Below are 14,553 nucleotides of genomic sequence, written 5' to 3'. Positions count from 1 at the left end.
GCCGCCGTCCCGGCGCACGTACGGTGTCCCCATGACCGCCGTGAGCCCGCCGCGGGAGCCCGCGACGGAGCCCGTCGCCGACTGGCGACGCCCCACCGCCCTTGCACTGTCCGCCGGGTCGCTGCTCGTCGCCCTCGTGGCCGGCCTGCTGTACACCGGAGCCGCCGCGCCGTTCGCGCTGCAGGACCCCGGCCCGTTGGTCCGGTGGGGGCTCCCGATCGCCCGGGCCGCCCAGGACGTCGGCGGGGTGATCGCCCTCGGGGCGCTGCTGCTCGCCGCGACCGCCGTCCCCGCCGGGTCGCGCGCGTTCCGGCGCGCCGCGGGCGTCGGGGCGGTCGCGGCGGCGGTGTGGACGGTCGCCGCCACGGTCGCGCTGCTGCTGACCTTCGCCCTGTCCGTCGGGGCGCCGTTGACCGACCCGCGGATCGGTGAGCAGCTGTCGGCGTTCCTGCTCGACCTGGAGCTGACCCGCAACCTCCTCATCGGCGTCCTGCTCGCCGCCGCGACCGCCACCTGCGCGTTCGGCGTCCGGACCCCCACCGGTGCGGGGCTGACCGCCGCGCTCGCGGCGGCCGCCTGGTTCCCCGTCGCCCTGACCGGCCACGCCTCCGGCAACGCCGACCACGAGACCGCCGTCTCCGGGTGGTGGCTGCACGTCCTCGGCGTCGCCGTCTGGCTCGGTGGCCTGGTCACCCTCGCGCTGCTGCGCGGCCGGCTCGGGACGGCGCTGCCGGACGTCGCTGCCCGGTACTCCACGCTCGCCGGCGTCGGGTTCGTGCTCGTCGTGGTGTCCGGGGCGGTCAACGGGTGGCTGCGGCTGAACGCCCCGTCGGACCTCCTCGACGGCTACGGCCTGCTGCTCCTGCTCAAGGTCGCCGGGACCCTCGCCCTGGGCGCGGCGGGCTGGTGGCACCGGCGCAGCACCCTGCGGGCGCTCACGGGACCGGCGGCGGACGACGCCACCCGCGGCCGGCCGTTCTGGCGGTTGCTCGGCGGCGAGCTGGTCCTCTTCGGCGCGGTCTCAGGACTGGCCGTGGCGCTCAGCCGCTCCGACCCGCCGAACCCCGTCGACGAGGCACCGCCCGCGCTGACCCCGGCGCAGGTCCTCACCGGTGAACCGCTGCCGCCGCCGTTCGACGCCGGCCGGCTGCTCGACGTCTGGCGCCCCGACGTCCTGTGGGTGCTCGTCGCCCTCGGCCTCGCCGTCGCCTACGCCGCGGGCGTGCGCCGCCTCCGGGCGCGCGGCGACTCCTGGCCGCTGCACCGGACCCTGTTGTGGCTGCTCGGCTGCGCGGCGCTGCTGTGGGTCACCTCAGGGGCGCTCGCCGAGTACGGGCGGGTGCTGTTCAGCCTGCACATGGTGCAGCACATGGCCCTGTCGATGGTCGTGCCGCCGCTGCTGGTGTTCGGCGCCCCCGTCACCCTCGCGATGCGCGCGCTGCCGCGGCGCCGGGACGGCTCGAAGGGCCCGCGGGAGTGGCTGACCTGGGCGATCGAGACGCCGTGGGCGCGGTTCGTGTCCCACCCCGTCGTGGCCGCGGTCGTGTTCGCCGGCAGCATCGTCGTCTTCTACTTCTCGCCGCTGTTCGGCCTGGCCCTGAGCACCCACCTCGGGCACGAGCTGATGATGGTGCACTTCCTGCTCGCCGGGTACCTGTTCGCCCAGGCGCTCGTCGGTGTCGACCCGGGTCCGAACCGGTCCGGCTACCCCCTGCGGCTGGTGCTGCTGTTCGCGACCATGGCGTTCCACGCGTTCTTCGGGGTCACCCTCGTCACCGGCGAGACCCTGCTGGAGGCCACGTGGTTCTCCACCCTCGGCTGGGGGTACGACGCGCTCGCCGACCAGCGCACCGGCGGTGAGATCGCCTGGGGCATCGGGGAGGTGCCGACGATCCTGCTGGCGATGGTGCTCGTCGCCCAGTGGGTGCGCAGCGACGACCGGGAGACCCGCCGCAGCGACCGGGCCGCCGACCGGGACGACGACGCCGAGCTCAAGGCGTACAACGCCATGCTGCAGCGGATGGGCGAGCGCTCCTCCGGCTCCTGACCCGGCCGCTCACCCACCCCACCTGCCCACTCATCCCACCACCCCCCATCCCACCACCCCCCATCCCACCCACCCGCAAGATCGTCAGACGCTCCTGGTCGTGATAGCGACCATCAACGTCTGACGATCTTGATGGGTGATGGGTGATGGGTGATGGGTGATGGGTGCGGGGGTGCGGGGGTGCGGGGGTGCGGGGGTGCGGGGGTGCGGGGGTGCGGGGGTGCGGGTGCGCGGGTGCGCGGGTGCGCGGGTGCGCGGTGGCCCGGACGGCGGGCGCTAGCGTCCGTGCCGTGCGCGCCGACGTCCTGGTCCCCCTGGAGCTGGAGTCGGCGGCCCTCGCGGGGGCGATGGCCGCGCTGACGCCGCAGCAGCGGCACCGGCCGACCGGCTGCGCCCCCTGGGACGTCAGCCAGCTGTTCGGGCACGTGCACGTGGTGCTCGCCTGGCTGCCGGGCATGCTCGACGCGGACGTCGACCGGCCGGCGACGGTGAGCGCAGCCGGCTACTACCGCGCGGACGGGCGCTTCTCTCCGGCGACCGACGAGCAGAGGATCCGTCTGGCGACCGACCACGCGGCACGGTTCGACGACGCCCGGTCCCAGGCGGCGGCGTTCACGAGCCTGGTCGAGCAGGTCGTCCACCGGGCCGCGGCGGAACCGGCCGACCGGGTCGTCGTCACCCGGCACGGCGACGCGATGCTCCTGGACGACTTCCTCGTGACCAGGGTCCTCGAGGTGGCCGTCCACGGCCTCGACCTCGCCGCCGCCCTGGACCACGACCCGTGGCTGACTCCCACGGCCGGTGCCCTCCTGCGGCGCTTCCTCCTGCCGTCCGCGACCGACCCCGTGCCGCACCTGGACGACGCCGCGCTGCTGGCCGGCCTCACCGGTCGTCGCGCCCTCGCCTCGGCGGACCGCGACGCGATCGACCGGGCAGGCGGCCCGCGGCTGCACCTCGGTCGACCCTTCGGCTGACCCTTCGCCTGCCCCTTCGCGTGAACTGATCGTCAGACCGAGCTGGGGGCTATCACCCCCAACCACGTATGACGATCAGTCACACACGGGAGGACGGTCAGGCGGGCGGCAGGGCACCCACCGCGGCGACCGGTCCGCAGCCGCGCTCGCACACCCACCACGGGTCGGCGCCCATCGACGGCTCGACCTGCAGCGGCTCCTCGGAGTGCTCGGCGCACACGGGCCAGCGGCCCTCGGTCTCGATCAGCCGGTCCTGGACGTCCTGCGCGACCTGCCCGGCGACGAACGCGGCACCCTCGGGCCACTGCTCCACCCACCAGCGGCGGTGCGCGACGACGTCCTCGACCACGTCGACGAGCGAGGCGACGTCCGCTCCCCGCGCCGCCAGGTCGTGCAGCACCATCGCCCGCGCCTGCAGGAGCGCCGCGTCGACGTCGTCCACCACGACGCCATCGTCGCACCGCCCTACCGGCGCCCCGCAGCACCGCGCCGCGCGTGACGGTCTGGTAGGACAAGACGGTGACCGACACCACCTCCCCGAAGGCCGACGAGGCCAAGCCCTTCCGTCCCGACCCGGACGCCCCCACGCCCTTCCACGACCTCGACGCGTTCGTCACCCTCCCGCGCGTCGGCGGGCTCGTGATGTCCCCGGACGGCGAGCGGCTCGTCGTCCCCGTCGCCACCGTCGACCAGAAGAAGGCCCGGTACGTCACGGCCCTGTGGGAGGTCGACCCGGCGGGTCGTGAGCCGGCCCGCCGGCTGACCCGCGGCGCGGGCGGCGAGACGAGCGCCGCGTTCACCCCGGACGGCGACCTGCTGTTCTCCGCGAAGCGCCCCGGTGAGGACGACGAGGACGCACCGCCCGCGCTGTGGCTGCTGCCGCGCCGGGGCGGCGAGGCGCGCGTCGTCGCCACCCGCCCTGGCGGCCTGGGCGGCGTCACCGTCGCCCGCGGGTCCGGGACCGTCGTCCTCGGCTCGTCGACCCTGCCGACCGCGGCGAAGGGCGACGACGACAAGGACGCGCGCCAGGCCCGCAAGGACGCCGGGGTCGACGCGATCCTGCACGACGGGTACCCCGTCCGGTTCTGGGACCACGACCTCGGCCCCGACCGGCAGCGCCTGCTCGTCGGGGCCGTCGGCGACCTGACCGACGCGGCGCCCGGCGCGGACGACCCGCGGATGGACCTGCGGGACCTGACCGGGCACGTCGGTTCGGCGCTCAGCCACGAGGTGTCCTGGGACGTCGCGCCCGACGGCTCGACCGTCGTCACCGCGTGGGTGGTGCCGCAGGCGAACGCCTCGGAGACCGTCGTCCTCGTCGCGATCGACGTCGCGACCGGCGATCGCCGCACCCTGGCGGCCCACGACGACTACGAGTTCGAGAACCCGAAGGTCAGCCCGGACGGCACCCAGGTGGCCCTGACGCGGTGGCGCCGGTCGACCCCGGACAGCCCGCCGGACATCGACCTGGCCGTCGTCCCCCTCGCCGGCGGTGACGTCCGCGTGCTCACCGGGGGTTGGGACCGCTGGCCCGGCCAGCTCGAGTGGACGCCGGACGGCTCGGCGCTCGTCGTCACCGCCGACTCCGACGGCCGCGGGCCGCTGTTCCGCGTCGACGCGACGAGCGGCGAGGTCACGGCGCTGACGGACGACGACTGGACGTACGCGTCGCCGCAGGTGTCGCCGGACGGTCGCTGGGTGTACGCGCTGCGCTCGTCGTACGCGGCGCCGCTTCACCCGGTCCGGGTCGCGCTGGACGGCAGCGGGGTGACCGAGCTGCGCTCGCCGGTGGAGGCGCCGCCGCTGCCCGGGCGGCTGACGGAGGTGACGACCACGGCGGACGACGGGACGCCGGTCCGCGGGTGGCTCGCGCTGCCCGAGGGCGCGTCCGCCGAGGCCCCCGCGCCGCTGCTGCTGTGGATCCACGGCGGGCCGCTCGGTTCGTGGAACGCGTGGACGTGGCGGTGGTGCCCGTGGGTGATGGTGGCCCGCGGGTACGCGGTGCTGCTGCCCGACCCGGCGCTGTCCACCGGGTACGGCCTGGACTTCGTCGCCCGCGGGTGGGGGGCGTGGGGCAAGGCCCCGTACACCGACCTGATGGCGATCACGGACGCCGCCGTCGAGCGGCCCGAGGTCGACGCCGACCGCACGGCCGCGATGGGCGGGTCGTTCGGTGGGTACATGGCGAACTGGGTGGCCGGCCACACCGACCGGTTCCAGGCGATCGTCACCCACGCCAGCCTGTGGGCGCTGGACCAGTTCGGGCCCACGACGGACTCCGCGTACTACTGGACGCGCGAGATGACGCCGGAGATGGCGCGGGAGAACTCGCCGCACCTGCACGCCGACGCGATCGTCACCCCGATGCTCGTCGTCCACGGCGACAAGGACTACCGGGTGCCGATAGGCGAGGGTCTGCGGCTGTGGTGGGACCTGACGTCCCGGTCGAAGGACCCGGAGGGGAGGACCGACCACCGGTTCCTGTACTTCCCGGAGGAGAACCACTGGATCCTCACGCCGGGCAACGCGCGGGTCTGGTACGCCACGGTGCTGGCGTTCCTCGCGCAGCACGTGCTCGGTGAGGAGTGGCAGCAGCCCGACCTGCTCGGCTGACCGCGCGTGAGCCGGCCCGGTGACCTGGACCCGATCCGGTCACCGGGCCGCTGCGCGCTGGGTACCCTCGACGCCCGTGACGGCCGTCGAGGAGCGGGAGGGCACCCGCGAGCACCGGTGGAGCCAGCGGCTCGCCGTCCCCGTGCTCGTCGCGGCGCTCGCGTCGGTCCCGGCGGTCTTCCTGACGCTGCTGGACGACCCGTACTCGACGGTCGGCACGGTCGTGAACTGGCTGAGCGGGGCGGTCCTCACCGCGGAGACGGTGGTCCTGCTGCTCGTCGCGGAGGACAAGCGGGCGTGGCTGCGCCGGCACCTGTGGCTGATCCTGCTGACGCTCGGCGTCCTCGTCGCGGTGGTCCTCGCGCTCGGACCGGCGCAGCTGCTGCGGCTCGTGCGTGCCGTCGGGGCGCTGCGCGTCGTCCGCGCCGGGCGGATCGTCAAGGCGGCCCGGATCCTGAGCCGGCGGATGGGTCTGACCGGGCGGTGGACGCACGTGCTGTCCGGGGCGGTGGGCGTGCTCGTCGCCAGTTTCGTCGCCGTCCTGCTCAGCGACCCGACGTCGTCCACGAGGTCGTTCGTCGAGGACTGGCTCGGAGCCAACCCGGCGGTCCTCGTCTCGCTCGTCGTCCTCGCCGGGGCGCTGCTCGGTGGGGCGACGTACGTCGTCCTGCGCGACCGGGGCGAGTCGCCCCCGCCTGCCTGACCGCTGCCCGGCCCGTTCAGGCCAGAGGCAGGTCCGAGCCGACCCCGCTGGCGTCGTCGTGGACGGCGACGACGACGGCCTCGGGTGAGCCGGCGTCCGGCTGCGGACCGTCGACGGCGAGCAGCCGGCACGTCGCGTACCCGGTGCGCGCGGTGTCGTAGCGGGTCAACCAGCGCGCGAAGGCCTGCTCGGTGGCGTCGTCCGGGGCCGGCCAGTGCCGCCGGGGTGAGGTCAGCCCGATCCGCCACGGCTTCGGTGTCAGCCGCGCTCGGTAGGAGCCGTGCGCCCCGCACAACGCCACGTAGACCCGGTCGGTGCCGAGGTCGGCGAGCACCTGCTCGGACAGCTCCGACCCGGGGACGGCACCGGACCCGGTGACGAGCACCCGCAGGCCGGCGGCCGTCCGGTACGTGCGCACCCCCAGCTCGGGGTGCGAGCGGGCCCACCGGCGGACGTCGTCCAGCGCCTCGCGCTCCAGGTCAGCCACCGGTTCCTGCGGTCGGGCGTCGCCGAGCCGGCGCCTCACCCGCGACCACAGCGACGGGCGGGGTGGCGCGAGGTCACGGTCGACGTCCGCGACGAGCACCCGGTCGGTGGTCAGCACCATCGCGCCGTACCGGTTGCGGGTCACGTACGCGACGACGTCGCCGCCCACCTCGACGGTGCGCAGGACCTCCTCGCGCGGCGGCGTCCGCGGGTAGTAGTCGTCGCGGCCGCCCGCACCGACGGTCCCCTGGCGCACGCGCTCGAGCACCACGCGCAGCCGCTCGGCGGCCACCTGGGCGGCGTCCGCAGCCGACTCGGACGACCACCCCCACACGCGCAGCCGCCACGGACGGCCCCGCGGGTCGACGTCCTCACCGTCGGCGCTCACCCAGAACCGCGGGACCCGCACGCTCCGCCCCTCCCGCGCGGGGACCGCCCCCGCTCTAGATTCGACCCTATGGGCGTGCGCTGGGGGTTCCTGGGGACCGGGTCGATCGCGAGCACCGTCGCCGGGGACCTCGCGCTGACCCCGGGCGCGGAGGCGTACGCGGTCGCGTCGCGTGACGGCTCGCGCGCGGAGCGCTTCGCCGACCAGCACGGATTCGGCCGCGCCTACGCCGGGTACGACGCGCTGCTCGCCGACCCCGACGTGGACGTCGTCTACGTCGCGACCCCGCACGGGCAGCACCACCGCGACGTCTCCGCGTGCCTGGACGCCGGCAAGCCGGTGCTGGTGGAGAAGGCGTTCACCGTGTCCGCGGCCGCCGCCCGCGACCTCGTGCAGCGCGCGCGGGACCGGCGGCTGTTCGTGATGGAGGCGATGTGGACGCGCTTCCAGCCGCTCGTCGTCGAGCTGCGCCGGCTGGCGGCGGACGGCGCGATCGGCCAGGTCCGGACCGTGCACGCCGACCTCGGCTTCGTCGGCCCGCAGGACCGCGGTCACCGGCTGTGGGACCCGGCGCAGGGCGGCGGCGCCCTCCTCGACCTGGGCGTGTACCCGGTGTCGTTCGCGCAGATGCTGCTCGGGGCGCCGACGTCCGTCGCCGTCCACGGAGCCCTGGGGGACACGGGCGTCGACGCCGAGGTGGGGCTGCTGCTCGGCTGGGACGACGGCGCGTCGGCGCTGCTGTCGTGCACCCTGACCGCGACCCCGTTCGCCGGTGCGCGGATCGTCGGCACCCACGGCCGGATCGACCTGGAGGAGCCGTTCCACCACACCGGGTCGCTGACGCTGCACCGCCCCGACGTGGACGCCGAGGTCGTGACCCGCGGGTACACGGGCCGCGGGTACGTGCACCAGCTCGAGGAGGTGCAGCGCTGCCTCGCCGAGGGCCTGACGGAGAGCCCGGTGATGCCGCTGGACGACACCCTCGCCGTGATGGACGTCCTCGACGGCGCCCTGGAGCACCTCGGCGCCGTCCACGTCGACGAGGGGTTCACCCCACCCACCCCCTCCCCGTGATCTTGCAGATCTCCCAGTCCGGTGATCATGCACTTGTGCTCGCTCGCGCCACTGCGGTCCAGACGGCAGAGTGACCGCCATGGCGGGGACCGCGGACGAGTGGGACGTCGACGGCACGCCCGTGCGCGTGACCAACCTGGAGAAGGTCTACTTCCCCGAGCTCGGCGCGGACGCCGGCACCAAGGGGCACCTCGTCGGCTACTACCGTGCCGTGGCCGAGATCGGTGCGATCGTCGCCGCGCTGCGGAACCGGCCGACGTACCTGCAGCGCTTCCCTGACGGGATCACCGGCGAGGAGATCTACCAGAAGCGCGTCCCGAGGCACGCGCCCGAGTACGTCGGGACCTGCCGGGTGTCGTTCCCGTCCGGGCGGCACGCGGACGCGCTGCGCGTCCAGGGCCCGGCCGAGGTCGTGTGGGCGGCGAACTCCGGCGCCGTGACGTTCCACCCGTGGCCGTCCCGGTGCGACGACACCGAGCACCCCGACGAGCTGCGGATCGACCTCGACCCCCAGCCGGGCACCGGGTTCGCCGAGGCGCGCTCGCTCGCGCTGGACGTCGTCCGGCCGCTGCTCGACGAGCTCGGCTACGCCGGGTACCCCAAGACCAGCGGCGGGCGCGGCGTCCACGTGTACGTGCGGCTCGAACGCCGGTGGGGTCAGCGCGAGATCCGCCGCGCTGCCCTGGCGTTCGCGCGCGAGTGCGAGCGGCGCGCGGGCGACCGCGTCACCACGGCGTGGTGGAAGAAGGACCGCACCGGCGGCATCTTCGTCGACTACAACCAGAACGCCCGCGACCGCACCATCGCCTCGGCGTACTCGGTGCGCCGGACCCCGCGCGCCACCGTGTCGTGCCCGCTCACCTGGGACGAGCTCGTGGACGCCGACCCGGACGACCTGACGATGGCGACCGTCCCCGGGCTGCTCGCCGAGCGCGGCGACCCGATGGCGACCCTGGACGACGTCGCGCACGACCTGACGCCTCTGCTGGAGCGCGCGGACCGGGACGAGACCGAGGGTCTGGAGGACCCGGGCGACCAGGCGTGACGCCCGGTGCGCGGTCCCGCCGACCGGGGGACCCAGCCCTGTGGACGAGTTCGGTGGGGTGGTCGGGTCGTAGGTAGGGTCTGGCGCCGTCGGGGGGCGAACGTCCCCCGGTGCGCCGCGGGGACCCGGCGGCGCGGGACGACACCAGGGGACGCACCGTGGCCGACCAGGCACCCGACGCTCGCACGTACCGACTCCGGCGCCTCGCCGCCGTCACCGGCCTCGCCCTGGCGCTGCCGGCGCTGGCCGGCTGCAGCCTGGTGGGTGGGGGCGACGAGGGCTCCGGTGGGTCCGGGTCCGTGCCCGCGGTCGAGCTCGCGGAGGACGGCACCGTCGCGGACAGCGTCGCCACGGTCTCGCGCCCGATCGGCGACTACGACGTGACCGTGGACGTGCTGCGGCTGCACCGGTTCGACGAGGCGACCCGCCTGGAGCTGGCGATCACCCCGCGCAGCCGCGGCGCGGACCGACCGTTCAACCGGAACTTCTTCTCCGCCAACGGCTACAGCGGCCAGGCCGACGGCATCTACCTGCTGGACACCGCGAACCTCAAGCAGTACCCGGTGCTGCGCGTCTCCGACGAGGAGTGCGTCTGCTCGGCCGTCGCGGACGACTTCGAGCTCGGCAAGGCCACCGTGCTGTTCGCGGACTTCCCGGCCGTCCCGGAGGACGTCTCCGACCTGACGGTCGTCCTGCCGCGCACCGGCCCGCTGGCCGGTGTCGAGGTGACGTCGTGACCCGCTCCATGGGGCGGCGCGGCACGGTCCTGGGCGCGGTCGCAGCCCTCGCCCTCGTCGGCGTGCTGCCGGCGACCGCGACCCCCACAGAGGAGCCGGTGACCTGGCCCGCCCCGGGGGAGCGCGCGCAGGACGCCCAGCCGCGGGACGTCTCCGGCGCGCCGGTCGACGTCCAGCTCGTCCGCGACCCGCTCGACGTGGTCGAGGAGGACGCCGAGGCCGGTGCGACGGCCAGCTTCACGGTCTCGGCGGACGTCCTCTTCGAGTCGGGGGAGGACACGCTCGGCACCGCGGCGCAGGAGGCGCTCGACAACCTCGTCACCGCGCTGAAGGACGCCGGGGTCGCCGGTCCGGCCGTCGTCGCCGGGCACACCGACGACGTGGGCGAGGACGCGCCGAACCTCGAGCTGTCGCAGCGCCGCGCGCAGACGGTGACGACGTGGCTGGAGCCGAAGCTCGGCAACACCGGCATCACGTTGACGCCTCAGGGCCTCGGCGAGTCCCAGCCGCTCGTCGCGAACGAGGACGACGCCTCGCGGGCGCGCAACCGCCGTGTCAGCGTGGTCTTCACGACCGCGCAGGAGGACCGGTCCGAGGAGCGGCGCCCCTCCGACATCGCCGTCGGGCCGTTCGACCCCGCACCGGACGCCCCCGCCACGGGTGGACCGGACGACAGCATCGTGGGCACGCAGCGCTCCATCCCCACCGACGACGGCGACGTGACCATCCGCCTGGACGTCACGCGGGCCGACGTCGTCGGCGGGCTGCTCGCCGTCGAGACCCGCGCGCGGCTGGTCGCCGGACCGAAGGACTCGTTCTCCGGGTACGGCGGGCTGTTCAGTGGCGTCACCCACGAGGACTCCGTCGCCCCGACGGTGCTGTACGACGTGGACAACGGTCAGCAGCTGAGGCCGGTCCTGAACGCCGAGGGCACCGTGCTGGCCGGGGACGTGTCCGGCTCCCTCGACGAGGGGGCCGAGCGGCTGGGCTGGCTGCTCTTCCCGCTCCCCGACGCCGTCGAGGGCGTCGTCCCGCTGTACGTGCCGGCATTCGGCGTGCTGACCGTCCCCGTCACCCGCTGACGGCCGGTCCGTCGGCCAGCAGGGTCGGCATGGCCGCCGCGAGGCGCTGCCAGACCTGGGGTGGCGCGGCGAAGTCCGGCGCGGTCCGGTAGACCTCCGCGACGGCCGTCGCGGTGTCGAGCTCGCGGGCCGCGACCTCCAGGGTGGTCGTCTCGATGGGCAGCGTCACGCCCGCGTGCCGGGCCCATCGCGGGTCGTCCCGGTCCAGCAGGCCGACGTCGATGCTGGTGCGCACGAGGCGGTCGCAGCGGCACGGGTTCGCCTCCGCGACGAGGCCGCACCGGTTCGCCATCAAGGTGCGCATCGTCGTCCGCGCCCTCGACAGGCGCTGCCGGAACGCCGCCCGGCTCACCTGGCAGATCTCGGCGCCCTCGGCGTCCGTGAAGCGCATCAGGTCACCGAGGAGGTACGCGACCCGCTGGTCGCGGGTCAGGCACAGCAGCATCCCGTACGTGCACGACAGCCGGACGTCGGCGCACAGCTCCTCGTACTCGGCCGTGCTCGCGGGCTCCCACGCCGGGTCCGAGGCATGCGTGTCGACGAACGCCGCGAACGCCTCCGGCCCGGCGACGGACCGCTCGGTCGCGCGCCGGGCGGTCCGGCCGAGCTGACGGACGGCGACCGTGTACGCCCACGTGGTGAACCGGGACCGTCCCTCGAACGACCCCAGCCGCGTCACCAGCGACACCATCACCTCCTGGCAGGCGTCCTCGGCGTCGGCGGGGTTGCCGCAGAACCTCAGCGCCAGGTGGTACATCGGGTCCTGCACGGCCCGGCAGAGCGCCTCCAGGGCGTCCCGGTCGCCCTCCCGGGCCGCCAGCGCCAACGCGGTCACCTCGTCGAGGTCACGGTCGGCTCGGTCGGTCGGGTACGTCGGGTCGGTACGGGGGGTGGGGTCGGTAGGGACGGGTGCCGAGCTCATCTGCGCTCCTGACGGGGGGTCGGGACGGCGGGTGGGCGCGGCGGTACGCCGCGCCCACCCGTGGGTTCAGCGGGCCGCGGGCTCCGGCGAGCCGACCGGCACCGTGTGCAGCATGAGGACGGACGACATGTCGATCGCGGCGAGGAAGCTCGCGACCGGCTCCGCCGCGCCGATCGCCGCGGCGGCCGCCTCGGCGTCCTGCCGGCTGGCCCAGGTGATCTGGTCCACCCACCGGTCGCCTGCCGCGTCGTGGGACAGGACCCGTCCGAGGAAGCCGGGCTGGTTGCGGATCCACTCCTCGGCGTCCTGCGCCACGGTCTGCATCTGCTCGTGGCTCACGCCGTCGGCGGCCTGGAACACCACGATCTCCTGCACCTGCTGCGTCTGCGTCATCTGCGTGTCTCCTGTGGTCACGGGCTCGCGCCCGGCGCCGGCACTCGCCGGCACACAGGTTGAGAGGCACCTCGGGGGCGGAGTGTGACAGCCGGATCCGGACCGTTTCCGCGGTGGGACAGAATGCGGGCGTGACCTCCCCGACGCCGTCCACCCGGACCGCTCGCGTCCGCGCCCCCGAGCTCGCGGGCCGCGGCTGGCTCAACACCGGTGGTGAGGCCCTCACGCTCGCCGGGCTGCGGGGCCGCTTCGTCCTGCTGGACTTCTGGACGTTCTGCTGCGTCAACTGCCTGCACGTCCTCGACGAGCTGCGGCCGCTCGAGGAGGCGCTGGCCGACGTCCTCGTGACCATCGGCGTGCACTCCCCGAAGTTCGAGCACGAGGCCGACCCGGACGCGCTCGCCGCCGCCGTCGAGCGGTACGAGGTGCACCACCCGGTCCTCGACGACCCGGAGCTGCGGACCTGGCAGGCGTACGCCGCGCGCGCCTGGCCGACGCTCGTCCTCGTCGACCCCGAGGGCTACGTCGTCGCCCAGCTCTCCGGTGAGGGGCACGTCCACGGGCTGCGGTCGCTGCTGACCGAGCTCGTCGCCGAGCACGAGGCGAAGGGCACGCTGCGCCGCGGCGACGCGCCGTTCGTGCCGCCGCCCGCCCCGGACACCGCGCTGCGGTTCCCCGGCAAGGTCGTCCCGCTGCCCACCGGCACGGTGCTCGTCACCGACACCGCCCACCACCAGCTCGTCGAGCTCGAGGCCGACCTGGTCACCGAGCGGCGCCGGATCGGCTCGGGGGAGCGGGGACTGGTCGACGGGGACGGCGCGACCGCGCGGTTCAGCGAGCCGCAGGGCCTGACGCTGCTGCCCGAGGACGTCGCCGCGCGGGTCGGGTACGACGTCGTGGTCGCCGACTCCGTGAACCACGCCCTGCGCGGCGTCCGGCTGGACGACGGCAGCGTCCGGACCGTCGCCGGCACGGGCACCCAGCTGCGGCGCCGCGAGGGGGGCGGGCCCGCGCTGCAGCAGGACCTGTCGACACCGTGGGACGTGGTCTGGCACAACGGGTCGGAGCAGGGCGAGCCCGCGGACGGCGGCGCGGTGGTCGTGGCGATGGCCGGCGTCCACCAGCTCTGGACGTTCGTCCCCGCGGCCGACCCCGCCGACGGGCTCGTCGCCGTCCTCGCCGGGACGACGGAGGAGGGCCTGCGGGACGGTCCGGCGGAGGAGGCGACCCTCGCCCAGACGTCCGGGCTGCTGAGCGGCGGCGACGGCGTGCTGTGGTTCGTCGACTCGGAGACCTCGGCGCTGCGTCGGCTGTCCCCCGAGCCGGACGGCGGCCAGCGCGTCGACACCGTCGTCGGGACCGGCCTGTTCGACTTCGGTCACGTCGACGGCCCGGTGGGTGACGCCCGGCTGCAGCACCCGCTCGGCTTGTGCGAGCTCCCGGACGGGTCCGTCGCCGTCGCCGACACCTACAACGGGGCGATCCGCCGGTACGACCGCGCGTCCGGCGAGGTCAGCACCGTCGCCGACGGCCTCGCCGAACCGTCCGACGTCGTGGTCGAGCACACCGACGACGGGCCTCTGCTGCTGGTGGTCGAGTCCGCCGCGCACCGGTTGACCCGGGTGCCGGTGCCCGCGGAGGCGCGACACGTCCAGGGCGAGGCGATGCGCACGCAGCGGCCGCCGACCGACGTCGCGCCCGGGCCGCTGCGCCTCGAGGTCGCGTTCACCCCGCCGACCGGGCAGAAGCTCGACGACCGGTGGGGCGACCCCACCCGCCTCGTCGTGTCCGCGACCCCGCCGGAGCTGCTCACGTCGGGCGCCGGGTCGGCCCAGGGGCTGGTGCGCGAGCTCGTCGTCTCAGCCGGCTCCGGCTCCGGCTCCGACGACGGCGTGGGTGCGGCGGACGGCGTCCTGCACGTCAGCGTCCAGGCCGCGGCCTGCGACGGTGACCCGGTGACCGGCGAGGTGCCCGAGCACGCCGCGTGCCACCTCTACCAGCAGGACTGGGGCATCCCGGTGCGCGTCGTCGAGGGCGGCGCCGACGTCCTGCGCCTGGACCTGCGCGGCGTCTGAGTCGGTCGCCCGTC

General features: G+C 75.1%; 12 protein-coding genes and 1 pseudogene. 9 read left to right on the top strand and 4 right to left on the bottom strand.

All coding sequences use genetic code 11. From position 1 onward, the window contains the following. The first annotated feature begins 31 nt into the window (after window positions 1-31). Both ACYVQV_RS12310 and ACYVQV_RS12305 read left to right on the top strand, forming a co-directional pair. Window positions 32-2,047, top strand: coding sequence for a cytochrome c oxidase assembly protein (locus ACYVQV_RS12310; RefSeq protein WP_461023587.1), 2,016 nt, complete (start codon window positions 32-34; stop codon window positions 2,045-2,047). 290 nt (window positions 2,048-2,337) lie between these two features. Beyond that, window positions 2,338-3,021, top strand: coding sequence for a maleylpyruvate isomerase N-terminal domain-containing protein (locus ACYVQV_RS12305; RefSeq protein WP_461023586.1), 684 nt, complete (start codon window positions 2,338-2,340; stop codon window positions 3,019-3,021). 97 nt (window positions 3,022-3,118) lie between these two features. Here the strand turns inward: ACYVQV_RS12305 and ACYVQV_RS12300 are convergent, their stop codons facing one another. Then, window positions 3,119-3,424, bottom strand: coding sequence for a hypothetical protein (locus tag ACYVQV_RS12300; RefSeq protein WP_461023649.1), 306 nt, complete (start codon window positions 3,422-3,424; stop codon window positions 3,119-3,121). Window positions 3,425-3,663: 239 nt separating this feature from the next. On the opposite strand from ACYVQV_RS12300, the gene ACYVQV_RS12295 reads away from it, so the two are divergent. Together ACYVQV_RS12295 and ACYVQV_RS12290 are read left to right on the top strand one after the other, a co-directional pair. Further along, window positions 3,664-5,634, top strand: a complete 1,971-nt coding sequence (locus ACYVQV_RS12295; protein ID WP_461023648.1) for a S9 family peptidase — start codon at window positions 3,664-3,666, stop codon at window positions 5,632-5,634. Between the two features lie 76 nt (window positions 5,635-5,710). Continuing rightward, on the top strand, window positions 5,711-6,337 hold the full coding sequence (locus ACYVQV_RS12290) for a hypothetical protein (protein ID WP_461023585.1): 627 nt from the start codon (window positions 5,711-5,713) through the stop codon (window positions 6,335-6,337). Between the two features lie 16 nt (window positions 6,338-6,353). Here the strand turns inward: ACYVQV_RS12290 and ACYVQV_RS12285 are convergent, their stop codons facing one another. Further along, entirely contained in the window at window positions 6,354-7,232 is an 879-nt protein-coding gene (locus tag ACYVQV_RS12285) for a hypothetical protein (RefSeq protein WP_461023584.1), read from the bottom strand. 48 nt (window positions 7,233-7,280) lie between these two features. Here ACYVQV_RS12285 and ACYVQV_RS12280 point away from each other — a divergent pair, with 48 nt between their 5' ends. The 4 genes and pseudogenes from ACYVQV_RS12280 (at window position 7,281) to ACYVQV_RS12265 (ending at window position 11,149) form a co-directional block, all read left to right on the top strand. Next, window positions 7,281-8,285: a Gfo/Idh/MocA family protein gene (locus ACYVQV_RS12280; RefSeq protein ID WP_461023583.1), complete on the top strand. Its 1,005-nt coding sequence runs from the start codon at window positions 7,281-7,283 to the stop codon at window positions 8,283-8,285. Window positions 8,286-8,364: 79 nt separating this feature from the next. After that, a pseudogene (locus tag ACYVQV_RS12275) lies at window positions 8,365-9,312 on the top strand (DNA polymerase domain-containing protein); the annotation flags it as partial. Between the two features lie 176 nt (window positions 9,313-9,488). Beyond that, a complete protein-coding gene (locus tag ACYVQV_RS12270; protein ID WP_461023582.1) occupies window positions 9,489-10,067 on the top strand; it encodes a hypothetical protein in 579 nt (192 codons plus the stop codon). After that, window positions 10,064-11,149, top strand: a complete 1,086-nt coding sequence (locus ACYVQV_RS12265; RefSeq protein ID WP_461023581.1) for an OmpA family protein — start codon at window positions 10,064-10,066, stop codon at window positions 11,147-11,149. Before ACYVQV_RS12270 ends, ACYVQV_RS12265 begins: the two co-directional genes overlap by 4 nt. Here the strand turns inward: ACYVQV_RS12265 and ACYVQV_RS12260 are convergent. Both ACYVQV_RS12260 and ACYVQV_RS12255 read right to left on the bottom strand, forming a co-directional pair. Further along, the gene (locus ACYVQV_RS12260) at window positions 11,139-12,071 is read right to left on the bottom strand and encodes an RNA polymerase sigma factor (protein ID WP_461023580.1); all 933 of its coding nucleotides are present in this window, start codon (window positions 12,069-12,071) and stop codon (window positions 11,139-11,141) included. The two genes, ACYVQV_RS12265 and ACYVQV_RS12260, sit on opposite strands and share 11 nt — an antisense overlap. 66 nt (window positions 12,072-12,137) lie before the next feature. Further along, a complete protein-coding gene (locus ACYVQV_RS12255; protein WP_461023579.1) occupies window positions 12,138-12,464 on the bottom strand; it encodes a hypothetical protein in 327 nt (108 codons plus the stop codon). 131 nt (window positions 12,465-12,595) lie between these two features. Here ACYVQV_RS12255 and ACYVQV_RS12250 point away from each other — a divergent pair, with 131 nt between their 5' ends. Further along, the gene (locus ACYVQV_RS12250) at window positions 12,596-14,539 is read left to right on the top strand and encodes an NHL domain-containing thioredoxin family protein (RefSeq protein ID WP_461023578.1); all 1,944 of its coding nucleotides are present in this window, start codon (window positions 12,596-12,598) and stop codon (window positions 14,537-14,539) included. Window positions 14,540-14,553: the final 14 nt, after the last annotated feature.

The organism is Thalassiella azotivora (assembly GCF_054781695.1).
The sequence above is the reverse complement of the archived record's forward strand: the minus strand, read 5'-3'. Positions and strand labels throughout refer to the sequence as shown.

Excerpts from the sequence above, each read along its gene's own strand:
- ACYVQV_RS12300 (WP_461023649.1), bottom strand. The coding sequence starts at position 3,424 with ATGGTGCTGCACGACCTGGCGGCGCGGGGAGCGGACGTCGCCTCGCTC.
- ACYVQV_RS12280 (WP_461023583.1), top strand. The coding sequence starts at position 7,281 with ATGGGCGTGCGCTGGGGGTTCCTGGGGACCGGGTCGATCGCGAGCACC.
- ACYVQV_RS12260 (WP_461023580.1), bottom strand. The coding sequence starts at position 12,071 with ATGAGCTCGGCACCCGTCCCTACCGACCCCACCCCCCGTACCGACCCG.
- ACYVQV_RS12295 (WP_461023648.1), top strand. The coding sequence starts at position 3,664 with ATGTCCCCGGACGGCGAGCGGCTCGTCGTCCCCGTCGCCACCGTCGAC.
- ACYVQV_RS12310 (WP_461023587.1), top strand. The coding sequence starts at position 32 with ATGACCGCCGTGAGCCCGCCGCGGGAGCCCGCGACGGAGCCCGTCGCC.
- ACYVQV_RS12255 (WP_461023579.1), bottom strand. The coding sequence starts at position 12,464 with ATGACGCAGACGCAGCAGGTGCAGGAGATCGTGGTGTTCCAGGCCGCC.